We start from the raw sequence: 26,694 nt of genomic DNA on the forward strand, positions 1-26,694 counted from the left end.
CTATTCTCCGTAAAATTTGAACTGATCTAAGAATTTAGTATTGTTCTCATAAAAGTTTCTAATATTATTAATTCCAAATTTTAGCATCGCAATTCTTTCAATTCCAATTCCAAATGCCAATGCTGATTGTGTTTTTGGATCTAAACCATTTAGTTCCATAACTTGATCATTAATCATTCCAGAACCTAAAATTTCGATTCATCCTGATTGTTTACATAAAGCACAACCTTTTCCGTCACACTTAAAGCATGAAACGTCTACTTCAACACTTGGTTCAGTAAATGGGAAAAATGATGGTCTTAAACGAATGTTCACATTTTCGTTAAATAATCTTTGACACATATATTTTAAAACTCATTTTAAATTAGCAAACGAAATTTTCTCTCCAAGAGCAAATCCATCAACTTGCATAAATTGGTGTGAATGAGTAGCATCGTCATCATCACGACGGTAAACATTTCCATAAGAAATTGCTGCTAAGTTTTTACTCTTACTATTTGTTTTTGAAATTTGTGTAAACATTCTTGCAGTTTCATTAGTACAGTGAGTACGCATAACTACTTCTTCATTAATGTAAAAAGTATCTTGCATATCTCGTGCTGGGTGTCCAATTGGTAAATTTAAATTTTGAAAGTTAAATAAATCTAGTTCTACTTCAGTACCATTAACCATTTCAAAACCAATTTCGGTAAAGATATCACTAATTTCTTCAATTACTAAATTTAGAGGGTGTTTAGTACCAAAATTAACATTAGTTCCTGGCAATGATACGTCGATTTGTTCTCCTTTTAATTTTTCATTTAATACTGCACGGTTTAACTCCTCAAATCGGGCATTTAATTTATTAGCAATTTCTACACGTACTTGATTTGCTAATTTTCCAATTTCTTGGCGTTCTTCAGCAGAAGCTTCACGCATTGCTTTTAAGATATCGTTTAACGGTGAATCTTTTCCCGAAAATTGTTTTTTGACTTCTTCTAATTGTTCTAACCCTTTAGCCGAATTCAATTTGTCATTAAACTCATTTAAAATTGTCGTTAATTTATTAATCATGTTTATATTCCTTTTTCTATTTTACTTGTTTAGTTTTGCTTGTGTACGTAACTCAATAAGATTAAGTTCTTTCTGTTTCATATCAACCTCATAAGTTTCTAGCATCAGCTTAATCGTTTGATCATTTGGCATTAATTTATAAATTGCTTTCAAAGTCTTTTTTAAATTATTTTGAAAATCAAGTTCTAATCTTTTAAAACGCATTTGATAAAAAAGATCAGCATCATAGCTTATAGTTTTTTCATCCCAATCTTCATGAAGTGCATTGTAGAAAACTCAATTTATTAATGAATCATTGACGAAGTTTCTAAGATCAGTATATGCACTTAAAAGAAATCGACTATAATTTCTTGTAATAATGGTGACATCACCTAACTCATTCAAATAGCGTTTTGTTGCTTCATCAACTTCATTAAATAAAAATCGCAATTTATCAATTTCTTGTTCGATTGCTTCAATCATTAAACTGCTAAATTGATAATCAAAACTAGTTTGCAAATATGTTAAAAATGTTGGTTTGGATATTAGTTTAGGAAACCCCTCAAATCGTCAGTTAATTTGATAACCCCTGAATTTGGTGCTATTTTGTTTAGCTACCGAAGTTGAATTAAAATTTTCTTGGATTCTAAAATATTCATCCATAGCATCACCTAACAATCTATTAAAATAATTTTAACAAAAATAGTATAAATAAAAAGCAAAAAAGCTATAAAGCTTCATTGCTTTTTATTTTTCGATAAAGTTTTAAATGACGATAATTATGAACTCGATTATTCATACAATTTAAAAATGTCGCTATTCCATAATTTCCAAATAAAACTCCTATGATTGCTCCTAAAGAAAGTCATAATGGTACTTTTCAAGGATCAACAATTGGATAAGGGAATGGAACTGTTGGATTATCAGCAAAACTATACAAAAAGGCTGCTCGAATAAGGATGAACACAATATAACCTGCTGGAATTACCATAGCGCTTCATGCTCGGTGTTTGGCATAAACTTTTGATGAATAACGCTTTTCAGCTGTTAAGAAGTACATCAATACTACTAGTGGTGGTGTCAAAAAATGCTCTAACACTGATTTTACAATTTGATATCAAGTTGAGAACCCTGGAATCGTTTCAGGGGCAGCTAAGAAAGTTGATGTATACATCAAAAAGACAAAAATATTTAAAGTGGTAATCAAAGTAAAAGTTTCACGTGATCCTAAAAATTTATAGGTTTCTGGTTTGCTAAGTTTAATTAAGTTGCAGATTGCTCAAATTGAACTAGCAACTGCATTTCAAACTGACAAATACACAATTTGATTAATAAGTGAAATATCAAAGTTGCTGGAAACTACATTATCGTTTTGTTCAACAATTGATAAAAATAAATCCAACAAGACAACTCCTAAAGGAATAATTGCAACTCATCATAAGCAAACAACTTGTGTTCTGTTTTTCATATGAACTCCTTTTAAATTTAAAATACTAAAAATATAATACAAAAAAAACAAAATAAAAAAACACTTAAAAGTGTTTTCTTAATCCATATTCGTAATTTGGTTCAAAGGTCGGCGATTGACTTGACGACTTGATGTGTATCATCCAACTGATAAAATCATCGCACTAACTAAGAATGTAACTATTAATGCTCGTCAATCAAATCCTAGGCTAATATAAATTTGCCATTTATACGCTGCAATATATGTAATGATTTGCCATAAAATAGTTGATAGCGTAAAGGCAATAACAAATGAAACAAATGCTCAAATAATATAACTTCCCATAATGATTCAATTAATTTGTCCAGATTTATAGCCAGTTGCTCGTAATGTTAAAATAATCACTGCTGCTTCTTCAACAATAATATTCATAATAATTACTAAAATGATAATTAATAAAATTGTTTGTAATCCAATAAATATGTATAGCAATTGCGAAACTTTTGAAGCAACAATTTTAACTCCCTGTCGCAGTAAATTAATTGGCCGCGCAGAATATCCATTTGTCAATGAAACCGGGTTTGGGTTAGTTAATGCAAAAATGTTTGATGAAGCCTTTAAATTTATGTACTGTGACAGATTTTGTAGCGGTTTAGCAATTCCGACAGCTAATGAATAAAACATTGAAGTGTCCTCATTCAATTCTAAAGCTAAAGCGTTTCCAGTAAATTTTAAAGAGTTTAAAGATTTAGCAATGTTGAAAACATCAATATCTCCTTCAAGCATTTTTTCTTGTGAAAATAAACTTGTAAAAATTAAACGTTCTTGTTTTTGATTAAACATCAAATCATAAAGTTTACTGCTAAAGTGAGCTTTCGCAAATGTTCGATAATCAATAAATATATTTCATTTTCTGTCAATATTAAAGGTCTCTCCACGATTAATCCCTACAACATTCAGATCAATCTTAGCAAACTGCTTACCTTTAGTTTTGACTTGAAATTTTGAACCAATTTTCAAATTATCTGCTCGCGCGATTGAATAGGGAATGATTACATTCAATGAACCATCTTCATTAATTTTTGCAGTTTCATCAATTTGTGATTGAGTGACTCCTGTAAATTTGTAAGCATTATAAATATTTCCATAAGCTTGCTCTTTAAAATCAACTAGACTCAATTGAATATTATCAGTCTTATCGGGGTCTACATTAAGTACACTAATATTTTTGACCAACAAATCAGTGTTTTTATTAAACAAGAATTGATTAAAAGTTACAACCTTTTCTTGATTAATACTGCTACTTCTAGTTGCTAGCATTGAACTCATAACCAATGATTTTAATCCCGGTGCAATTGCTTCTAAATTAATTCCTACTGAATTTCCTACTGAGTTATTAAAACTATTATTAGATTCATCATTCATTGAATCTAATTGTTGAGTTCTTAAAATGCCCTCAATTTCAGGAATCTTAACATCAATTAAAGGATTATTAGTTAGCCCTCAATACTTGTCATCTTTAGGGTTAAAGTTTTTCAATACTTTATTTTTTGCTAATTGTGATCACGCTTCAGTAAATTCTTTAAAAGTTACTTTTTCTTTGCCCGTTGCATTAAGATTTTGGGTTAATGCATTTTGTGAATACTGCATCGCATAAATCATTGAAACAATTTTTGATAAATCTGCTAAATATAATGAGTTGTAAAGGTTTTTAATTTTTCCATTTATTTCTGAGGCAAAGGTTGCTTTCATTCCAATTAATGTTTTTAATAACTCATCACTTTGCTTGTTGATTTTAGTAAAGTCAATTCTAAGATTCGGTATTTTTTGCAAATCTGCAATTGTTGTATCTACTTGTTGATTATTCTTAAGTTTATTAATTAAGTCATAATAAAGATTATTTTCTTGTTCAATTCCGACTACCTTATAAGTTAATAAGTTAAATAAGAATCATTGACGAATATTTGAAATATTACTTAAAATCTTTTCATCTTTAAAAATTAAACCAATATTAAAATCACTAATTTTGTCACGCATTAAAAATGCACTGACATACAATGGCATAATTGTATTTAATCCTGTTCAAGTCTCATTTTCGTGAGTTGTTATACTATTAGCGATTGAATCTACTACTAATCTAATTCCATAACGTGAATCACTTTGATCATCTTGAGCATTTAAGTACTCATTATAGGAACTAAAATTTGAAGTATCACGATAATTATTCAACTGATTTGCTCATTTATTTGCATCAGTACCAATAGGTAAAGAAAATTTTCTATCAATTGGTGAGACTGTAAAATCAGAAACATTTCGATATGTGTATTTATGATCTAAACTATCATTGTAGTTAGCAAATCCTTCTTGAGTCATTTGTGCAAAAATTGTTTGAGCTCCAAACATCAACGCATAAACAAATGATGTTAACGCAAATAAAGTTTGAATAACAATGAATTTTCCTCGAGATGTTCTTACAAAGGCTCTACGTAAACGATAACCAAACAATGCATTATTAGCATTCAATCGTCGTACGATTCAAGTCGTTTTTGTAGCGCTACGAGAAATCTTACTTTTTTGATTGATTAATTTTAATGCCGGTTCCTTAATATATAAAATTGTTAATCCATAAGAAATTAATAAAAATACTACTGGAATTAAAACAAAAATTAACGCTGCAAATGGGATTGAAATATATACTTGTGAGAACACAAACATAACTGTTTTAACACTTGCAGAAGCAGAAAACATTTGTAATGGAATTGAGCAAAAGTATCCTATTACTAATCCTAAAAAAATGATAATAAAGGTCTTAAGCGCAAAAATTCATGATAACTCCGTAACCTTATAACCAAATGATTTGAACACTCCTAATTGCTTACGAGTTTCATTCATTTCCTTTTTAATCAAGAAGTTAATAAAAATAAACGCCAATACTAAAACTGCGACTCCCATTAACTCATAAATTAAAATTTGAATTTTGATTAAATTTAATCGGTTGTATTCTCAACTATCTTTATACTTTTCAAAAATCTTAGGATTATTTTGCATATCAAAAATTGACGTGTTGTAATCTTTTGGATCAGCACTAAATAATGTTTTAGGAGTATCATCACTAGCTGTTAAATTTTTTACACGAATCTTTGTTCCAGCATTAATACCATCATAAGAAATATTTGAACGCAAATTATTTTTAAGAATTGCTAAAAAATTGCCATCTAAATATCCATAAGTATAATTTTTAAACTCTTGAACAGCGGAACTATAACTTCTACCTGGGGTAATATCATCATGTTTAATTCCAATCCCAACAACCTTAACTTTAATTGCTGAGTTATAAAATGCTTTTTCTTTATCATAATCTGAACTATCCAAAGTTGAAGTTGAAAAATTTAAAGTTTCACTTAGGATATCTCCAATTTTAATATTGTTAGCTTTTGCATAAGTCTCTGATATGACAATTTCCGGAATTTTAGTTAAATAATCTTCAGGATTTCATTTTTCTGGTCGACGCCCTTCTTGAATATACAATTCGTTAATTTTGCCATCTATGTCGCTTGACCCAATATTAATTGAAAATGATGAAGCTACTGAAGTTGATTTTTTCTTAACAATCGAAAATACATTCTCTTTTTCCAACATAAATTTAAAATTGTTATTTCCGTCATGAGTTAAACTATTTTTTTGATTAAAGATTACTTTATTTGCTACATACTCATCAAAAGAATAACTATAAGGTTCTAGAGCATTTTTAAAATTTGCATCAACTGATAAAGTTGTTGCAAAAGGCAGCGGGATACTTTTTTTCTTAAGCATTCCTCCTTCTGTTGAAGGATCTTTAAATTCATTACCCTTCATCAACTCTTCATATTCTTCAACAATTACTTGATCAATTTTACTTTTCAATTTTGCAATGATTGTTGCTTCATCTTGGTTACTTGTTAGTATTTGATAAAGTTCATTTCTCAAAGTTGTAAAATTATGTTTTCGTTCAGGAATTGACGAAATAAATGTTCCAATTTGGCGATATAAAACACCACTAAATTGATTTTTATAATACTGACTAAATTGTTGGTTATTACTTTGTACTTCTTTAATAGTTTTAATTAAACTGGCCATGTAATTATTAGTTTCAATTTTTACATCAATGTTAGCAAATTCTCTAACTGAGTATTCAACAAAACCTGCTCAAAAAAACTTTACAAATTCTTTATATTTAGGATTAGCATATAAATTTGTTTGAATTTCTTTAATTTCTTTGTCGTAGTTCAAACTAATTTTATAAATATTTCAACGATTCAATTCTCTAGTCTCAAAATTATAAAGGAAATTTTGTACATAGTTAGTCATATACGCTTTAATCGGTTCTTGTTGCTCTTTTGATAATTTGATATTAAATGAATTAATATCATCAAATAATGATTCACCTACATATTGTCCAATTAAATTTTTAACTAGGGAGTTAATTACTTCAATTCCAAATTTCGAAATAATCCCTGAACGAATTGAAATTGGCTGATCATTATCGTCTGTTAAAAAATTGTAAGTATATTCTTGATAGTCACTCAAATTAATGTCAGGACTATTAATTACCGTTTCGTCAGTCTCTCCTAATTTTTTATAATCATTTTGAGGATTCAAAATATATTCAAAAACAAATTTTTGACTATAAGTTGCTGGAACCATTTTTGAATTATATTGAGTAGTGTGATTTTCAATCTTTTTAATTTTTGAATTCATTTGCAATGGTGTCGCCAATAACCCAATAATCATTGTTGACAAAATAATAATAAAAACTAAAGTCCCAATTGTTGAAACTCAATTTTTAAAAAATGTCTTCATATAACTTTTAATAATTTGTTGCATATTTTGAGACCTCCATTATGATAATTTTATCTATTTTTTATATGTTTCTAAAAACTTATTTTTAAAAAGTTTTTAGAACTATTGTTATTTATGTTTTAACTTTTTTCAAATTTAAAATTTACTACATCAAATTCAACTGTCAATGCAATATCTTGATGCATCTGTAAATATTTTCCTTCTCCGACAAAATCATACAGCTTCAAAAATAATTTCGGATGATGATAGTTTTGTTTGTTATGAATAAACAAATATTTAACAATAGCTGGTGTTTCAAAGTCTTGAATAATTTTGTGATTAAGAGTCATTTTTTCTGGTAATGATCAATAAAACTTTTGATTTTTAGCATCATAGCGAGTCATTTTCCCATAACCATTACCATCTTCATCTGCTAGAATAATTTGTTTTGACAAATCAAATGTTAAGTACCCCGCTTGAAATGTAATAATCTTTAGTTCTTGACGATATCATAAAAAATTTGTTCGCCCGATCGCAGCTAATGCTTGTTTAACAGTATAAGTAGATTTTGCATTCAGAAGTTTATGTCTCGTTGTTTCAAAAATTAAGTTCTCATTCTCGATTTTGTATTTCAAAATCATAAGCACTTCTTTGATAATCATTTCATGATTATCAATAAAGTCCGAAACCAAGTCTGAGATTTCTAAATAGTTGGGATATAAAATTAAAAATTTATCAAGACTGGTAATTTCATATAAGAAACATGTCATTAATAAGTTATCATAATCGAAATCAATTTCATTAGCGTTAAGGTGTTTTGATAATCTTAAATAAAAGTAATTAATGATTTGATAGTTATTTAAAAACAAAAATTGCTTCACTAAGTTTTTATTACGCTTTGTTTGATTTTGTTTAGGTAGTCGACTTTTATTTTGATAAGCAACTTTTAAAAACAAATCATCAAGTTTATTATAAAAATCATAAATCGATAGTTCATAATCCTTAAGCATTTGATTTAATGCATCAGTTTGGTGTTGTTGATAATAATTAATAACATCAAGTTGCAGCTGATTCTTATTATGATATCACTTTTTTAGACTTTCTAAAATTAACTTTTCAGTTTGTTTTTCTAAACGAATTGTTGAATCATAAGGTAAAAAGTTTTTCCCCTTTTCAAAGTCACTAACTTTCATTCCTGGCTCAAATAAATTTTTGATTCCCACAGTTAAATCATACTTATTATCAATATTGGCAATTAAATCATAAACCTCTAAGCGGTTTTTTAGCGATGTCTTTCTCAAACCACGTCCTAATTGTTGTAAATAAACAGTTTTAGAACTTGTTGGACGAAGCAAAATAATTGTATTAATCTCAGGAACATCAATTCCTTCATTAAAGATATTTACCACACATAGATAATTAATTCTTCCAGTCTTAAATTCATGCAAAATACGAATACGATCTTTATTATTTTCTGAAGTTAAATATTCAGCTTTCAAAGATCTCTCTTTTAAATAATTAGCAACAATTTTGGCATGTTCAACAGTCGCACAAAAAATTAAACATGTTGGTCGAGCATAAATTCCCAAATACTTTTCAATGACATCAAACAATAATTGATTTCGTGATTCAGTATTGATTTTTTGAAAAATTGCTCGGTCAGATGTTAAATCAACACCTTGCAAATCCGTAGCTGTATCATCAATACAGTAATAATCAAAAGGACATAATAATTTTTGATTAATTGCTTCTCACAAGCGAAGTTCATAGGCAAATTCATTATCAAAATACTTACTAATATCTTGTAAATCCTCACGCTCTGGAGTTGCTGTTAGTCCTAAGATTTCTTGCGGTTCAAAATATTTGAAAACTTTATCAAAACTATTAGCTGCCAAATGATGAGCTTCATCAAAAACAATTACATCAAATTCTTTAGGATCAAAAAACTCTAAGCGATTTGAAAGTGATTGAATTGTAGCAAATAAATGCTGAGGCTTTTCAGAAAATTTGATGTAAGTTCCATCGTATAGCACACTCCCAAATTTAAAATCGTTTAAAACTTGACGATAAGTCATTATTGCTTGATCAATAATTTCTTTTTGATGAGCTAAAAACAATAGTCGTAATTTTTTTGAACTATTTTCTTGAAGACGCTTAAAGTCAAAAGCAGCAACAGTAGTTTTTCCAGTTCCAGTTGCCATAACAATTAAATGCTTATTCTTATTTTGAAAACGACGATATGAAAGTTTGTTGATAATTTCTTTTTGAAATTTAAATAAATAACGACGTGTTGCCACAAAATTTGTAGCCTCCAAATCTTCTAGTTGAATTTTTGATAACTGATTTTCTTGAACTCTTTGTAACAAAAAATTACGTTCTTGTAAATTTGCAAAGTTTACAAAGTCTTCTTCTCATAGGCTATCAAACTCAGCAATCATTTGATTAACAATATCATGAGGTGTTTTTGCTAAAATTTTAACATTTCATTCACGACCAGCTACCATTCCATTGTAAGTTAAGTTTGATGATCCCATGATTGCACTATGGCTACCATTTTTACGTTTGAAAATTGATGCTTTAATGTGAATTCTTTCACTATGTTTTTCTAAGTTATCTTCAATCTTAATTTCAATATTAGGATATTTTTCAACTATTTTAACTAACTCCTTTAAGTTATTAAATTGTGCTAAATCATCAAAAGTTGTTGAAATAATTTTGATAGGAATGTTATGTTCTAAACAGTAATCAAAACTTGCACTAATTCGATTTAAAATTGTTTTTGATATAAAGGGATAAATTAAATAAACTTCATCACAACTTGTAAGTTCTTTTTGCATTTCGACTAGCAACTCTTGTTGGTCTTTATTCGTAAAAAACTTCTCTTGATTCATAGCTTCCTCCTAATATCCTTTACTTTATATTTTAACTCAACTATCTATTAAAACTCTTTTAAATAAATAAAGACAGTAACAAAGGTTACCGTCTTTATTTATTGATAATAATTTTTTCCAAAAATATAATCTTATAAGTGTTAAAAACAGTCAAATTTCCGTTTTTAAAGTGTAAATAGATGGAAAACTCGATAATCTCTATATAAATCCTGACTTTTCTTTGGAAATTTTACTTTTTGACTACTGTAGCTTCAAATTACAGTACCTCATAAATTTTTAGTTGGTACTGACGATCATAAACTCGCAGCTTTTTAATATTATGTTCTTTTGCATACTCAAAGCTTAATTCTAAGGCCTCATTGAACCCTAAAAATAGCAACTGATTAACATTAAAGTGATATAAAGCTCAAGTTCCAATAGGTCGTTCATAAAGAACTAATTCATGATTACTGGCGCTTAAGAAAGCCTCTTCAATAATTCGTCCATATCATTCTTTAGGAACATCAATTCCTAATTTTCACATTAGTGTTTTTGCAAAATCATATTGCATTAATGGACCATTGATTTTTAGTGGTTGGACCATTGACCCATAATAAATTACCGGAACTCTAAATTCAGAACGGTTAACCCCTCCATGTGCTTCATCTCCACGGCCATATCCTCCGTGATCAGCAATAAAGACTAGTAAAGTGTGATCACGCATTTCTGGATCTTGATTAATCATTTCTGTCACTCTTCCAACTCAAGTATCAACTCTACGAGCAACCTTATTAATTGTATCTGTCTGATGTCCAATTTCGTGACCTGTTGTATCGGGTTCATTAACATATAATAAAGTTAAAAATGGCTTTTCTTTTTTAACATACTCAATCGCTTTATCAACAATCATTTCATTAATTAAAACATTATCTTCATCCGCAATAATTTCTGAATTTGGAGTAATCCCTCACTTAGCAACATCATGTTTCATGATTGGATTATAGTAATAATCAACACAATCTAGATCAATGATATGTTGTCATTGGGGTCATCTAAAAAAGGCTGCAGTTTTATGATTTTGATTCTGTTGTTTAACTAAGTAAAAAATACTTGGCGGTACATTATATTCGGTTTTAATAATTGGGTCAATTTCAGGAGGAAATGAGTTTCAATGAGTATATCCATGTTGATTAGTTCCTAACCCTCTCATTAGCGAATTTCAGTTAATTGCTGAAGCAGTTGGGATTGAAGAATGACAATCTAATGAACTTGCTCCATTAGCAATTAAATAATTCAAGTTTGGTAGTTGATTATTTTCTATTAAATAGCTTCCAAAAGCGTCGCTTCCAAAAATAATAACATGTTTAATTTCTTTAGGTTTATTCATAACTATCCTCCATTTCAATTACTCTTCCACGAGCATTTGGGACAAATGTTTCATAAAAATTGTTAATTGTAATTGCTACATCATTGATTAAATAATTTTCTCCAATAATATGTTTGTTTTCAAAATACTGTCCGATAAATAGTACCGGAACTTCAAGATCTTCTTTTACATTAATTCCACCACTAATGTTTTTAGAAACCCCTGATGTAGAAACAACAACAATTTTGTTGTAGTCTTCCAAATCATTATCATTTATTAATTCAGCAATTTGGTCAGTAGACAAATTGTCAAATGAATAATCATAAATATCAATATCGGGATTATCTATAATAGATGTACTTTCATACCCACAATAGATAAGTTCTAACGGTAATCCATCGTTTAATAAAATCTTATTATTTTCGCGACTAATACTTGGTAATGCTAAACGGACTTTAACATCTAAATACGGCAAGGTAATTGCTGATCTAAGTTTTTCAAACATTTGATAATTTAATTTTCCTAAAATAATTAATTTAGTCATTTTATACTCCTTTATTATGTCGTTTCTGACTTCAATAATTGGTTTTGTGCAATTTAATATACAAAACTATTCCAAAAATTAGGGCTATAATTCCCATACCAGCACCAATTGCTAAAATAATTTGATTTCCGGTTTGATTAGCAATGCGAATAGCATCACCATTTGGATTAATAATAACTTCATAATGCTTGGCTTCAATTTTAGCTTTCACTTGTTGAAAAAAGGCATCTGGTGTAAACGCAATAATCGAGATAATATTGACAACTGCCGCATACTGATAATTTGGAACTTTCATTTCAGTAGCAATTGGTGATCAACGAATTGTCACGACAGCTCATGTTAAAGCTCCTAAAATAATTAAGTTTAAACAGGCTGCAACTTTAATTGCAATAACTCGTCAATTATATGGCTCTTCGATTGCTCATTGGCGAAAGTCATTTTTAAATCCTGGCAAAATAATTGCAATCAAAATTAGGATAATTCCTAAAAATAAACCAATGCACATTCATAAAATATATGAGTGACTTTTGTCTGCTGCTCTACCAGCAAATGGAGAAATTAAAAAGCGCATTACATAAGTTCGAAAAATTCCAATTATCGAAACAACTACTGCTCCGACTAAAAAGATGTTATCTAAATAGTTAATATAACTGCTTAATCCCATTTGTAACATATAAACTCCCAGAACTAAAATTCCTAAAGCTCAAATTTGCCAATTCTTTAACAAAAGAAACATTGCTTTCAAAGAGAAACTTTTATCAGTGACTTTTGGTTCTTTGATAACAGCAAAAACCATAATTGTTGCTGATATTAAACAAACCAAGTATAGACTTACTAAGACAAAAAAACCTGAACTAATTTGATAGTTATTGACAACAATGTTTGGCAATGTTTTATTTTTATTTAAAGTTAATAACAAAATTCCAATTCCTGCTAATGTTAATCCGAAAAGACCATTTAATGATCCTTGAATTCCATTATTTTTACCAACTTTTTGTTCTTTGGCTGCCCCAACTAAGTCTTCAGTATCATTATTTTTGACTAATTTTCATAGTGGTGCTCAAAATAAACCACTTTTTGCAAAACTATAAAAACAGAAAATTACGTATAATTGATATTTGACTAAAGGTTTATTTCCCGTTAAGGCATTAATAAATGGCAAAGTCATATATCATGTTGCTAAAATTGTGATTAATCCTAAAGCTGCGCCAATTAGGTACTTACTTTTAAATTTATCACCAATATAAACTCCTAAAATGTAACAAGGAATTGACAAATATCCATATAATGCTTTTCCTTGTGAATATTCTGAAGCGTGTAATCCCAAATAACTGTAGACATTGGGAAGAAAGTTTTCCATATAAGAAGGAATCGCGAATACAGCTACATCAGCCAGTGCTAAAATTACCAACGGAAAAGTTTTAAGTCATTTTGATTTAAACTTTCCTTGCTTTGAAATAGCAAAAGGTTTTGCTTTTATATTAGCTGACACTTACAACCTTATGTTTTTTTAATTTAAAAATATAATTAGCACTATTGCGATGAATACCAATATATAATACGATTCCGGCAATTAACGCAACTATTCCAAAAATGATTGCAACAGCTAAAATTAATTGATTCCCTGTTTGGCTAGCAACTCTAATTTCAGTTCCACTAACAGATTCAATCACATCATAATATTTTGCTTCAATTGCAGCTTTAATTTGTTTAAAGAATGCATCTGGTGTAAAGGCAATTACAGAAATCACGTTAACTCCAGCAGCATATTGATTATTTTGTAACTTTAATTCTGTTCCTAACGGTGATCAACGAATTGTCACCACAGCTCAAGTAACCGCTCCTAAAATAACTAAGTTTAAACAAGCGGCTACTTTAACGAAAATTACCTTAGCACTTTGAGGATTTTTTAAGGCAGTTTCTTTAAAAGAATTGTCAAATCCCGGTAAGCAAATTGCGATAATAATTAAAACAATTCCGACGATAAGTCCTAAGCAAATTCCCAAAATATATGAATGACTTTTGTCTGCTGCTCTACCAGCAAATGGAGAAATTAAAAAGCGCATTACATAAGTTCGAAAAATTCCAATTATCGAAACAACTACTGCTCCAACTAAAAAGATGTTATCTAAATAGTTAATATAACTGCTTAATCCCATTTGTAACATATAAACTCCCAGAACTAAAATTCCTAAAGCTCAAATTTGTCACTTTTTAATTACATCATAAAGCGACTTAAGAGAAAAAGTTTTTTCAGTGATATTAGGTTCTTTGATATAAAAGATTGCCATCATAAATGATAATCCAATAAAGAAAATATATAATGCCACTAAAATAATAAATCCCGCATTGATCGCCATTTCATTAACATAAATATTTGGCAGAATTCCCTTTTTAGATAATGTTAATAAAAAAATTCCAATTCCTGCTAGTGTTAATCCAATTAGACCGTTCAATGACCCTTGAATACCATTGTTTTTACCAACTTGTTTTTCTTTTAATTCATCTGGTAAATCTTGTGTGTTGTGATTCTTAACTACTTTTCATAATGGGGCTCAGAATAATCCACATGTGGCAATTGCAAAGCCTCCAAATATTGTATATAACTGATATTTAACAACGTTTGAGCTAGCAGTTGCCGCTCCGATAAACGGTAATGCACCATATCATAACCCTAACGCTGTCATTACAATCAAACTAAAAATAATTAATGATTTACTACGAAATTTATCCCCAATGTACGCTCCTATTATGTAACATGGTAAAGATAAATATCCATAGATTGCTCCAGCTTGTGAATATTCTGAAGCACTTAAATTTAAATTGGCATATAAATTTGGAATGTAATTTTCCATATAAAATGGAATTGCCATTACTGCAACATCAGCCAAAGCTAAAATTGCTAATGGAATTGCCGATTTCATTTTTAATCAAAAGTTTTTATCTTTAAATTTCATTTTTTTCCTTTTCTACTCTCATAAATATTATTTTCCTGTTTTACCTGGGTGCTTATCTTTTAAGCGGTTTTTTAACCAAAATAACACGTTTTTTGAATCTTCGCATAAAGACAATTTAAAAATACTTTGTATATCTACTTGATAATATATAGTAGTTGTATTATATTCTTTGTGGGGAGATATAAATATGAACAAGAAAGAACTTAAATTAAAAAATAAATGATTGCAAAAACTGCGTAAAGCTTTAAAACTTTTAGGCGAAGATGACGCCAATGATATTATTGATTCTTATGATGAAAAAATTACTGAAGAATTTAACGAACTAAAAAATATGCAAATTGTTTTGGGACAATTAGCTGATGTTAAAATTATCGCTCGAGAAATTTATATTGAATTAGGGATTGATTACCAAACAAAACCTAAACGTAGCAAAAAAGCGGCAAAAGCGACAAAACCTGCAAAAGCACCTAAACCTAAGAAAGCGAAGCTTAACTCTAAATCTATGGGAGTAAAAATAGCGTTTACACTTCCAAATATTTTAATGGCTTTTTTGGCAGCTTCTACAGGATTGGTTAGTTTAACTTTTTATGCCACAATTTTAACTTTGGTAATTGTTTTTCCTTTCATGGCAACAATTTTGCTTATTACTTACGACCTTATTGTAGCTTTGGGATTATTTATCTTGGTATTAGGAATTATTCCGCTTGTAGGAATATTATGCTGATTTATGGCAAAGTTCTTTGAAAAACTTACAAAAGGAATGATCAATACAATGTCTATGGTTTATACTGAGCACCAACCATTTCCAAAGCTTTTTGAAAAAACCTTGCTTAGCAAAATCATGTTGATTCTAGCATTAGTATTTGCTTCAATTTTAGGTTTTGGAGCAGCAATTAACTTAGCTCCTGAAAATAGTGTAATTGCTTCAAATTACACTGGGAAATATCGTTATACTCAAGTAACTGAACTTGATCTTAGTGATCAACTGAAAAATCCAACTACTATCACCCTTAATTACAGTGGTTTAAGCTCATATATGTATACTAATATTATTGAGAAAACTGATCCAACTTTAAAGTTTGGTTCAATCAAACTAGTTCGACACTATAATATTAAGGAAAAATATAAATTAGAAACCCAAGTTGAAGTTAGAGATTCTCAAACAAGCAATGGTGGTAAATATTGAATCTACTTATCTTCAATGTTGCCTTGAAATGCGATTATCGGAGTTACAAGTTTTGAAAAATACGAAGTTTCTTACAATTTTAATACTAATTTTAGTGAGGTTGATTAATGGATACGCAGTTAAAAAAAGGTGTCTTAGAAATGATTGTCTTGCATTTTCTAAGCAAAAAGAATTATTATGCTTACGAACTTAACAAGGCTTTAAATACTGTTATTCAAACTAATGAATCAACTTCTTATGCTATTTTTAAAAAGCTAATTATTAAAGAATACGCTGAATATTATGTTGAAGAATCACAAAATGGTCCTTCAAGAAAATATTATAAAATTACCAAAGATGGATTGGCAGAACTTGAAAAAAATAAATTGGAGTGATCAGAATTTTATCAGGTGATTAACAACTTATTAAACCAATAAAGCAAAAAAACCAAACTTGATTTGGTTTTTTATTTACTAGTTTTTATTTCATTCCGATCATTGTGAAAACTTCATGTCCATCATCAAAGTAGATTTCATCACTTGCTCCGCTTTCACCTAATGTAATATTAAATAAATCATTGGCAATTACCATTTCTAATGTTTGGTAGTAATTAGGACCACTTGGAACAGAAACCCCAGTTGCTTGCAATCCCCTTGTGATATTAGAATTGACATCAGCAACGGCAAAACTTTTTAAATTTCTTCATCCTGTTGGGGCAGTTTGAATATAATTGAAGTTGAAACTTTCAATTCCTTTTAACTTACTTAAAAAGTACTCATTTTTAATTTTTGCTACTTCAGGATTATTATCAGCAATCAAGTTTAATCCCCTAGTAACCACGTCGCTATGTGCTCGTCGTTTTAAGAAAGTCACATCTGGTTTTAAATTTTTTCAATAATCTCAAATATTAAATTCAGCTCCATCTGCTTTTAAGGCTCCAGTCTTTCCTGTCATATAAAATAAAAGTCCTTTTTCTTCAATTTTGGCGTCACTTGAAAGTTCATCAATATCAGTTGGTGTTATTCCATAAAACTTATGGAAAACATTTAAAGCAGTTTCAGCGCCACTGTAGTACGCAGCAAATCCTTTACTAGATTCAACTTCAGTTTCTTTAGTAGCAGTTTTGTCAACAGCAACTGCTAAGCTAACTTTGATGTCATTTAGTTTTTGAGTATACCCATTTTTTAAAGCAAATTGAATTCCTTTAATGACTACTTGTTCATTAGCAACAGATGCTTCCATTAAGTTTTCAATATTTGCTGATTCTTCAACGCTAGAGTTTTTAGTAATCTCTTTATATTCAAGTTCAAAAGTCGATCTGAAATTTTTTTGGGCTTCTTCAAATCCAACTTTTAAATCGTCAAATAAGATTTTATTTTTCGCAACAGTGTTGTCTGCTAAACTAATGTTAGCAGTATTTGTAACTGCTCCAAAATAAGTTTTTTGGCGGTTTAATTGTTCGGTATCGATTACTCCTTTTTTAGGACCTCTTAACTTGGTTAACTTAATTTTTTGTAAATTAAGTGAGCCAATTTCGCTTACTTTTGAATTATTTCTAACAACATCTTCAGAATCATTTAAAGATACTTTAACTGCTTTTAAAATGTTGTTTTCGCTATTGGCAAAGTAATTACACTCAAGGTTTTTAACCATACTATAAGCTAACTTTTTATAATATTGTTCTAAGGCAACTTTATATTTCTCAGATCTTCCTCCAACAATTTCTGCTGTTTCAACATTTAAGTCACTTCGATCAATTCAAACTGAATTATCTCCAGCTTTTAGTAAATCAGCAGTATAACTTTGCTGAATTTTTTTAATTGTATCAACAATAATTTTTTCATCAGAAATTGTAATAGAAACTGCTCCACTTATAGTTTTAGTTTGTTTAGTGTCTTCAGCATCCATATAAGAATATCTTGCAGAATAGTTAACTTCAAGGTTTGCCAGAAAACTTTCACCTTCAACTTTTGTAAAATTCAATAGCGCAGTCTGATAATCAAAAGAAATATTTTCGATTCAGTTTTGTCCAAGAGCCCCAATAATAACTTGATACATTGAAGCACTAATTGATTTTTTTAGGTCATTGATTCTTAAAGCAGATGATAATAGTGATTCAACGTTTCGTTTTAAAACGTCTTTTTGTTTTTCTTCTAAGACATTATAAAATTGGACAGCTTTAGGAACGTCACTAGCAGCAAAACTAGTCGGGTTTTCTTGCTTAGCTTTTTTATAAATATCTGCTAAATTTGCTTTTTCAAAAAAACTCAAATTATTACTATTAGCTTCACTTTCCAAAAGGGTGGCACTTTCACCCATTGGTGCAGCAACTGTTGATGCTCACTTTGTAGTTACTTCATTTTCAAATTGCTTAATTAATTTATTGATTAGTTCTTTTCCTTCATCAGGTTTTGGTTCTGGTTCTTGTTGTTTTTTATTACCACAGGCAACAACCGATAATCCTGCTGTTGTCATTAAGGTAACTGCTCCTAATATTGTTAATAATTTTTTCATATTTTTCCTTTTCTATATTGTATTTTTTGAGTTTATTAGTCCAAATTATTTAAACTTTTTAGCTTCTGATTGATAACTAAATTAGCTAGCACTCAACATTTTTTTATTGGCTTCCAAGATTCATTTTTTCTTAATTGAGTTTAATTCATCTTGACTAACAAGATCTTTCATTTTACTATTCAAGGTTAAAAGTAAATCTAAAGATTCAACAAATTCCTTCTTTAAGGCCTCAAAATTAGTTTTAAATTTCTTCTCACTTTTTTGCATTTTATCTTCGTAACTTGTTTTTACTAGTTTTAGTTCATCTTGAAAGGCTTTAAACATTTCAACTTTGATATTGTTTACTTTATCTAAAGATACATGGTTGTTAGTTGATGCCGACAAGCTATCAAGTTCTTTGGCAATACTAGTCATTCTCTCTTTTAGATTGTTACTTTCGATTTCTAAGTGACTTTCTTGAATCGCTTTGAATTGATCAAGTTCGTTAAGTACTTTATTTTCTACTTCTCTTAGATCTTGATTACTAATGAAACCTGTACAAGTATCAGTCAGCGATTCAATTGCGAATTTGTTTTCTAAAATTTCTGCTTTTAATGAATTTATTGCCTCTTCAATTTGAAAGTTGTTTTTGTTAAGCAACTCATTAAATTCATTTTGATTAAGCATTTGTGATTGATTATTCTTAAGAGATTGAATTTCACTATTTGTAGCTAATAATTGAGCTCTTATAGTACTCATTTCATTATTTAAAATACCATTAAAACTTTCAAGCATTTCGCTCTCTCTTTCACAAAGCTCGTTTCTAAAACTTTTATCTAAGCAATTTTCTTTGATTTGATTTAGGTTTAGAATTACCGATTTCAGGCTATTATCTAAATCATTAATTTTGCTATCTGAAACTAAATTTTCAAACATTATTTCACTATAACGTTTTTCATTATTTTCAATTTTTTCACTAAGTTGATCTGTCAATGTTTTTATAGTTTTTTCAAAGCTTTTAAAATTTAAAGAATTAGTATTATTGATTTCCAAGATTTTTTCAAAAACACTGCTGTATTCATCAGTTGTCATTTCCTTTTCTTGGACTCAATTTTCTTCGGTTTCTTGCAAGCCAACATTGACCTCTCTTGTGTTTGATAATTTGTTGTTATTTTGGAACTCAATAGTTTCAGCAGTTGCTAAAGTCCCCATTTGAGCAATCTGGTTTTTCAAGTTGTGCTCTAAATTATTAATTTTCAAATTAATTAAGTCAGCTATTTGATCAAACTTAAGATCAGAACCTTCTTTTTTCAACTTTGTCTGGTCTTCATGAAATTTCATAATGGGGTTTTTGATTGATTGGGTGTAAATATTTTCAAGTTCGACAATTGCATCCAAATAATTGTTGCAAACCATTAACGTGTTATCATTGAAATCTTTAATATAGAAACGATTATGATTTTTTTCTATATAAAAGTCATTTTTAACTTTTGTTATCATATCTTTAATTCTCCTCGTAGTTAGTCAACGGTATTTAATAGCTTTTAAAAAGTCGACTAGTTTTTTTAGGTTTTCGGGCTTTTTTTGGCTTTTTTAGTTTTGGTGATTTTACATCTCATTTGTCTTTCATATTATTAATACTTTCTAAGATTTATTTAAAATCATATTTCTTAAATCTAATCAGAGCAACCATAAATCCAATGAAACTGACAACCATTAAGATTGCTAGATAGTATCAAGATTTGATATAGCTGCTTGTCGTATCTTTTGAAATTTGATTTTGATTATTTAAGGTTAATTTATATTCTGGATAACCTAAGAACATATTTTTTTGGTTTTCTAAATAAATTTTTGAATCTGAATTTGGCGAAAATCAAATATCGTTTTTATAAAAGCCTAAGTTTTCAGTAAACAACATTCATAGTCCATTATACAAATTAAAGTAAGATAGTATTTGCATTGCACTTCGGCCTTTTTCATATGCCTTCCAATCTGCAGTAGATGTATCTATCGAATTAGTTGATATTATGTGATAGTTGCTAGCATATTTTATGAAATATTGTTCGATTATTCTGGCTGTATACATCAACTTGAAGTTAAGATCATTTTTGACTAAACTATCAGCATTTGAAAATTTAAAACCATCATTGTTACGACCAATCAAGGCATATTCATAGAAGGTTTTTATGTCTTGATCTTTCAAGGCGTATTTTTTTTCATGATTTGCTGCATTGTTTTTTTCTAAAAAACTTTTATCAATTCCTGATTCCATGAATAAGAAATCATACATTAAGTCATATTTTTCAAATTGCACATTATCATTAAAATGATTAGTGATTTCTGCTGTAAAGTCTTTAAAATCTTTTAAAATATTTTTAGTATTTTCTATAGTTGATTGAGAAATTAATCCATCTAACTTTTTGCTATTAATAAAAGTTTTGTTTAAAGTCATTTGTAGATTAAATTCATCTCCAGTTTTTCAAGTTGCTGGCACAGTTGGATCTCTTAAAGGTTTAGACAACAACTTTAAGTTGTACTCGTTAATAACAACTGATTCTTTACTTATTAGTCCTAATTTTGATCACATCTCTGTTCTTATTAAAATATTTTCTGGACTATTAAAGTTTTCTTGCGTCATTTGTGCCTTTAAAAAATTATCATAGACATATTTTGATAAATACTTATATTTGATATTTCCTGTTGCAATACTTTTGTTTAAATTGTAAGCATCATATATATCATTTAGTTTAAACAACTGTTTGTTTTGTAGCTGAATGTTATAACTCTTTTCATTAGCTTTAGCAAATGACATTGGAATATTGGCAATAAACGATATTGCTAATAGTAATGTACAAATAATTGTTGTAGTTTGTAAACTAAAACTGAAAATTAGAAAAATTACAAAGTTAGTTAATAAGAACCCTGCTAGAATTGCATATAAACTATAAATTACAGTCATTCGTAAAATAAAAAGATCATATTTGAGTAAATTGAATGCTGAATAAAATAAGTTAATTGTTAAGAAACTAATACCTACATTGATTACTATGATTAGAATGATAAGCACATATTGTGCTAGGAAAAACTTTATTCTACTTACTTGGTTGGTGAGCACAATATAGGTGGTTTTATCTTCAAAGTTCTTATTAAAAAAGAACTGAATCATTCTTAATATAAAAACGAACATCAAACAACAAACAAAAAATAAAATATAAAAATTAAACATAATCACTTGCGATTCACCAGATTTAGAATATGCCAAAAGAACTCCAATGGCAATTGATGAAATTAAAACTAAAGCATTTAAAACATAGAAGAGAACTTCTTTGGTTATACTCTTAATGCTAAATTTAATTAGCTTAAAAAAAGGTATTGTATTGTACTTGATAAGTTTTTTAGGACTTACTGCTTTTTTGATTTCTTGAGTATTAATTTTATCGACTATTTCCAAAATATCTACCTCCTTTCTATGGTTTTATAAGATGAGTCTTACAGTTTAATTGTTTCTAAACGAACTCTAAAAACTTTTGCTGAAGTTTTGTATTGATTATCATTAGTTTTTGTTAATAGAATCATGTGATAATATTCTTTACCTGATAACGTATCATTAGTAATTATTGTGGTGTCTTTTTGAAGCTCGGCTAGGTTTCCAATTTGATTAAGCTTTGCTTTTATTTTGGCTTCAAAATTATCAGTGTTTTCTTTAAAGAACAAGGCTTTATCATTAGCTGTTAAATCAGAATCTTGTTCATAGTTAAAAGCAGTTGTATACTTCATATACTTTTCAACAAATAAATGATTTGCTTGAACATTGTTGGATTTTAATAATTTTGAAACAAACTCCATCTTTGCATAGTACGCAGTATTTTCTTTATTTGAGTTCTCTCATGGATCATCTGTCGGAGGTTCAGGATTTGCTGTTTGCTTGCCTCATTTTGCGGTAATATTCTCTCCGATTAAATAATTGGCTTGATCTTCAAGAAAAATTTGAGATCGCTTTCCAAAGTTAATGAATTGGGGGTTAATTAGCATCTGGTGATTTTTTTGCTCAAAAAGTTTTCAAGACAATGTGGCATTATCAATGTTACTTAAAGATAGTAAATTTATTGAGAGAACGACTTTTCTAAAGTTATTGCCTGCAAATTCATACCCTAAATTGCCATTAGGTTTTAATGTCAATTCAATTTGAACCTTTCAGTATTGGGAATCAGTTGAGTTGCTCTCATCAAGTTTTTTAACAGCAAAGGTATCATACAAGATACCACTTGCTAAAGTAATCTCTTCAACCTTACTTTTAATTTCAGATTTATAATTATTTATGTTTAAAAAATTTCAAGCTTTGCTTGCAGTTTTTAAAGTATCCGTTAACGCAACAACTTTAGATTCCTCAATTGAAATAGGTTTTAACAATTTTCCTTCAAACTTTCTAAAATCATTATCAACATCATTTGCAAACTCATATTGTTCATCATCTTTTAAACCAACTTTTGCTTCAAAAGTAAAACGAATTGTTTCTCGATTTTTATAACTATTCTTTAAAGTTTCATCATTAGTAATAACTAAGTTTTTAACTTCTCCAAAAATAAGTCCCTCAATTGGAGCACCAGGCATATTTTTGCTTGTTTTAAAGATTTTGTAAATAAGCTCTTTATTATTGAAAGTCGTTCCTACTAAAAACTCTTTCAAATTTGCTATTGATGACTCGACATCTGTTCTAGTAATTTTAATTTTGCTTGGCGGTAAATTTTCTCCATAAGCATATACAATAGTGATTTTTCCAGAATAAATATAGCTATTATTGTTTTGAGCATTTCCAATAAATGTAATTTTTTGTTCAAACTCTGTTACTGAACCAGGACTAATTGGAGTACCAACTTCAACAGATATTCCTCCAGGTTTGTCAATTTTTTGATCACTAAGAACTTTTTCTAACTTTGACTTTTCTCAAGGTTCGGAAGTTTCTGGTTTTGAATGTAAAAGCAGTTTTAACTTTTTCTCAATCCGCGCAATATTTTCAGTGATTCTATTTTTAGTGTTACAAGAAACAACGTTTGTAGCTACAGTAACGCTCAATCCGATTACACTTAAAATTGTTAGTAATTTTTTCATTGATCTTTTCCTTACTTTTTTTAATTTATTATTTAATTGACTTTCAGGCGCTCTTTAATTTTGTTAATTCTTTTTAAGATATCCAAATCTTCTTCAACAGTAATAGGTGTTTTAGATTTATTAGTTACAAGCTTTTCAGTCGAAGACTTTTTGTTATTTGAAACTATAGCTACTTCTACTTCAGTTGGTTCAAGATGAGTTGGATCAGGTTCATTTAAAAGTTCTTCAGGAACAAAACTTTTAGTTTCTAGATTTGCTATAGTCACCAAATTTTGGTCCTGAAGTTTTAAGTAACCTTCAACGGGTTGATATTTAGGAATATGCGCTAAAGTTTTATCTTTTAGTGCTTTTTGGATTTCATTAATGTTAATCGGTTGGACTACAATATTTTTGGTTTCAATTTGACACTTATTAAGTACCATTTGAACCTGGTTAAAACTTTGTTCTTTTTGTAAACCAACAACTAGAGTATTGTCATCTTGATTTAATTCAAAAGTTAATATATTATTTTGATTTAGCTGTTTTTCAACATCTTCAATATTGACATTATTATTAAATGAAAGCTTAAGCTTTTTGTATAAATTAAGTTCTTCTTTAGTCCCAGAAAAAATTAGTTGGCCTTTTTCAAGCACGACGAAGTTATCAATAATGTCATAAACTTCATCAATATTATGAACTGTTATCACAATTGTACATTCTGATTCATTCTTAAAGTCATTTAGAATTTTATAAATATAACTTCTTCACTTTGAATCCAAGTTAGCTCCTGGCTCATCTAAAATTAAGATTTCAGGTTCTTTAATAAAACACAATATTAAATTCATACGGTTTTTCATTCCTCAAGAAAATGCATTCAAAGGTTTATCTTTAGCCGCTCATAAGTCAAATTTTTTTAATCAATATTCAATTTTACTATCCGCAATATTCATATCTAATCCCATGACATTGCACATATTTTTTAAAAAATTTAACGCTGAAATTGAATATAGCGAAAAATCCATTTGAGAATAAAATCCGACATGAGCATTATTTTCGATTGAACTAGCACTTTTGCGTTCTTTACCTTTAATATAAATATTTCCGTCATAACTTAAAGTTGCTCCTAATAATGAATTAAGAAAAACACTTTTACCAGATCCACTACTTCCTAATAAGGCGGTAACTTTGCCTTTTTCAATATTAAAAGAAAAAGGTCCAATGTCAACGTCTTTGAACTTCTTATGAAAATCTACTGCCACTACTAGATTTTTTTCAAACAGTGAAGAACTTTTGTTAAGACTTTTGTTTTTCATTTTTTTATACTCCTTTGATCGCTTTCTTATCATTGTTGATTGTATAAAAAAAAAAAAAAAAAAAACAAGTCCTTTTTCCTCAAAAGGCCTTGTTTTTTAAATTTCTCATTATTTATTGTGTTTCAAACACATATTTTTTAAAAATTACTTGTTTTTAGAATTACGTAATCAACTTTTTTAATGGCTTTAAGTTTGGTTCCTCCAGCATAAGAAATTGATGATTGTAAATCTTCATGCATTTCTTTATACGTTTCTGCTAATTTACCACGAACTTGAATTAGTTCTTTTTTACCTTCAACGTAACGTTTTTCACCTTTGTTATATTCACTAGCACTTCCATAATATTCTTTATACATTACTCCATCAATAGTGACATTTTTTCCCGGTGATTCTTCATGAGCTGCAAATAAACTTCCTACCATACACATTGTTGCTCCAAAGCGAATTGATTTAGCAATGTCTCCATTAACTCGTAACCCACCATCAGCAATAATTGGCTTAGTGGCAGCTTTGCTACATCACTTAATGGCTCCTAATTGTCATCCCCCAGTTCCAAAACCGGTTTTTAATTTAGTTATGCAAACTTTCCCTGGGCCAACTCCAACCTTAGTAGCATCAGCTCCTCAGTATTCCAAATCACGAACTGCTTGTGGTGTTGCCACATTTCCCGCAATAATGAATGTTTGATCTCCCATTAATTTGCGAATGTGGTGAATTAGTTGTTTAACTGAATCTGCATGACCATGAGCAATATCAATTGTAATAAATTCGGGAATCTCTTGAGCAGCGACAAGATCAGCAACAATTTGATAATCTTTTGGTTGAACTCCAAGACTAATTGAAGCAATTAAGCCCTTATGATGCATCATCTTAACAAATTTAATTGTATCAACATTAAAACGATGCATTACATAAAAGTAGTTCTTTTCAGCAAGGGCAATGCAAATTTCTTCGTTAACAACAGATGCCATATTTGCCGGTACAACAGGCATCGCAAAGCGATGCTTTCCAAGTTCAACACTAGTATCACATTGACTTCTTGAAGTCACGATGCACTTGTTTGGAACTAACTGAATATCTTCATAATCAAAAGCGTACATATTTTCTCTCCTCTAATCTTTACCTTCTTATTATAAAATAAAATTATTCTTTTTCTAAATAAAGATTATATCTGCTAGGAATAAATGAAAAAAAGAAACCTTGCGGTTTCTTTTTGTTAGAACTGGCAACTCGCTATCTTCTCACAAATGCAATATTGTCGCCGTAATAGAGCTTAACTTCTGTGTTCGGTATGGGAACAGGTGTGACCTCTATGCTATTATCACCAGATCTTGGGTTTTTGATTGTTCTTTGAAAACTGAATACTAGATTGAAAAATTTATTGTTTTATATAAATGTGCGTTGAGTAATAGATTTTATTCTAAAATTCTCTCGATCTATTAGTAATGGTTAGCTTAACGCCTCGCAGCGCTTACACATCCATCCTATCAACCATGTGGTCTACATGGGATCTTACATCTTACGAATGGGAAAATTCATCTTAAAGGAGGCTTCTCGCTTAGATGCCTTCAGCGATTATCCTTTCCGCATATAGCTACCCA

At 29.1% G+C, this 26,694-nt stretch carries 17 protein-coding genes and 2 rRNA genes; 2 read left to right on the forward strand and 17 right to left on the reverse strand.

Annotated elements, in window-relative coordinates:
• The 9 genes from L872_RS0102925 to L872_RS04700 form a co-directional block, all read right to left on the reverse strand.
• Positions 1-1,053: a phenylalanine--tRNA ligase subunit alpha gene (locus L872_RS0102925; RefSeq protein ID WP_027063366.1), complete on the reverse strand. Its 1,053-nt coding sequence runs from the start codon at positions 1,051-1,053 to the stop codon at positions 1-3.
• A gap of 21 nt (positions 1,054-1,074) precedes the next feature.
• The gene (locus tag L872_RS0102930) at positions 1,075-1,695 is read right to left on the reverse strand and encodes a hypothetical protein (protein ID WP_027063367.1); all 621 of its coding nucleotides are present in this window, start codon (positions 1,693-1,695) and stop codon (positions 1,075-1,077) included.
• A gap of 64 nt (positions 1,696-1,759) precedes the next feature.
• A complete protein-coding gene (locus L872_RS0102935) occupies positions 1,760-2,500 on the reverse strand; it encodes a hypothetical protein (protein WP_027063368.1) in 741 nt (246 codons plus the stop codon).
• 78 nt (positions 2,501-2,578) lie between these two features.
• Positions 2,579-7,342 (reverse strand): ABC transporter permease, encoded by a 4,764-nt coding sequence (locus tag L872_RS0102940; RefSeq protein ID WP_027063369.1) that lies wholly within the window; start codon positions 7,340-7,342, stop codon positions 2,579-2,581.
• Between the two features lie 95 nt (positions 7,343-7,437).
• Positions 7,438-10,188 (reverse strand): DEAD/DEAH box helicase family protein, encoded by a 2,751-nt coding sequence (locus tag L872_RS0102945; RefSeq protein ID WP_027063370.1) that lies wholly within the window; start codon positions 10,186-10,188, stop codon positions 7,438-7,440.
• 256 nt (positions 10,189-10,444) lie between these two features.
• The gene (locus L872_RS0102950) at positions 10,445-11,554 is read right to left on the reverse strand and encodes an alkaline phosphatase family protein (RefSeq protein WP_027063371.1); all 1,110 of its coding nucleotides are present in this window, start codon (positions 11,552-11,554) and stop codon (positions 10,445-10,447) included.
• Positions 11,547-12,077: a hypothetical protein gene (locus L872_RS0102955; RefSeq protein WP_027063372.1), complete on the reverse strand. Its 531-nt coding sequence runs from the start codon at positions 12,075-12,077 to the stop codon at positions 11,547-11,549. Before L872_RS0102955 ends, L872_RS0102950 begins: the two co-directional genes overlap by 8 nt.
• 1 nt (position 12,078) lies before the next feature.
• The gene (locus tag L872_RS04695; protein ID WP_211227358.1) at positions 12,079-13,569 is read right to left on the reverse strand and encodes an MFS transporter; all 1,491 of its coding nucleotides are present in this window, start codon (positions 13,567-13,569) and stop codon (positions 12,079-12,081) included.
• Positions 13,559-15,034: an MFS transporter gene (locus tag L872_RS04700; protein ID WP_211227359.1), complete on the reverse strand. Its 1,476-nt coding sequence runs from the start codon at positions 15,032-15,034 to the stop codon at positions 13,559-13,561. Before L872_RS04700 ends, L872_RS04695 begins: the two co-directional genes overlap by 11 nt.
• A gap of 187 nt (positions 15,035-15,221) precedes the next feature.
• Between L872_RS04700 and L872_RS0102970 the strand changes: the two genes are divergently transcribed.
• The gene (locus L872_RS0102970) at positions 15,222-16,328 is read left to right on the forward strand and encodes a DUF1700 domain-containing protein (RefSeq protein WP_027063373.1); all 1,107 of its coding nucleotides are present in this window, start codon (positions 15,222-15,224) and stop codon (positions 16,326-16,328) included.
• A complete protein-coding gene (locus tag L872_RS0102975) occupies positions 16,328-16,636 on the forward strand; it encodes a PadR family transcriptional regulator (protein WP_027063374.1) in 309 nt (102 codons plus the stop codon). Before L872_RS0102970 ends, L872_RS0102975 begins: the two co-directional genes overlap by 1 nt.
• 43 nt (positions 16,637-16,679) lie before the next feature.
• Here the strand turns inward: L872_RS0102975 and L872_RS04705 are convergent, their stop codons facing one another.
• From L872_RS04705 to L872_RS0103015, 8 genes are all read right to left on the reverse strand, one after another.
• Positions 16,680-18,713 carry a lipoprotein gene (locus L872_RS04705; RefSeq protein ID WP_036268871.1) on the reverse strand — a complete coding sequence of 678 codons (2,034 nt, stop codon included), beginning with the start codon at positions 18,711-18,713 and terminating at the stop codon, positions 16,680-16,682.
• 81 nt (positions 18,714-18,794) lie between these two features.
• Positions 18,795-20,192: a hypothetical protein gene (locus L872_RS0102985; RefSeq protein WP_027063375.1), complete on the reverse strand. Its 1,398-nt coding sequence runs from the start codon at positions 20,190-20,192 to the stop codon at positions 18,795-18,797.
• 151 nt (positions 20,193-20,343) lie between these two features.
• Positions 20,344-22,143 (reverse strand): ABC transporter permease, encoded by a 1,800-nt coding sequence (locus L872_RS05165; protein WP_245576614.1) that lies wholly within the window; start codon positions 22,141-22,143, stop codon positions 20,344-20,346.
• A 38-nt stretch (positions 22,144-22,181) separates the two neighbouring features.
• On the reverse strand, positions 22,182-23,801 hold the full coding sequence (locus L872_RS0102995) for a lipoprotein (RefSeq protein WP_027063377.1): 1,620 nt from the start codon (positions 23,799-23,801) through the stop codon (positions 22,182-22,184).
• Between the two features lie 32 nt (positions 23,802-23,833).
• Positions 23,834-25,093, reverse strand: a complete 1,260-nt coding sequence (locus tag L872_RS05015) for an ATP-binding cassette domain-containing protein (RefSeq protein ID WP_156923102.1) — start codon at positions 25,091-25,093, stop codon at positions 23,834-23,836.
• Positions 25,094-25,230: 137 nt separating this feature from the next.
• Complete coding sequence (locus tag L872_RS0103005; protein ID WP_027063378.1) at positions 25,231-26,193, reverse strand: GMP reductase; 963 nt, start codon at positions 26,191-26,193, stop codon at positions 25,231-25,233.
• Positions 26,194-26,313: 120 nt separating this feature from the next.
• Positions 26,314-26,422 (reverse strand): 5S ribosomal RNA (gene rrf / locus L872_RS0103010).
• Positions 26,423-26,511: 89 nt separating this feature from the next.
• Positions 26,512-26,694 (reverse strand): 23S ribosomal RNA (locus tag L872_RS0103015); the annotation flags it as partial.

The sequence above is a fragment of the Mesoplasma seiffertii ATCC 49495 genome, assembly GCF_000518725.1.
GTDB lineage: Bacteria > Bacillota_I > Bacilli_A > Mycoplasmatales > Mycoplasmataceae > Tullyiplasma > Tullyiplasma seiffertii.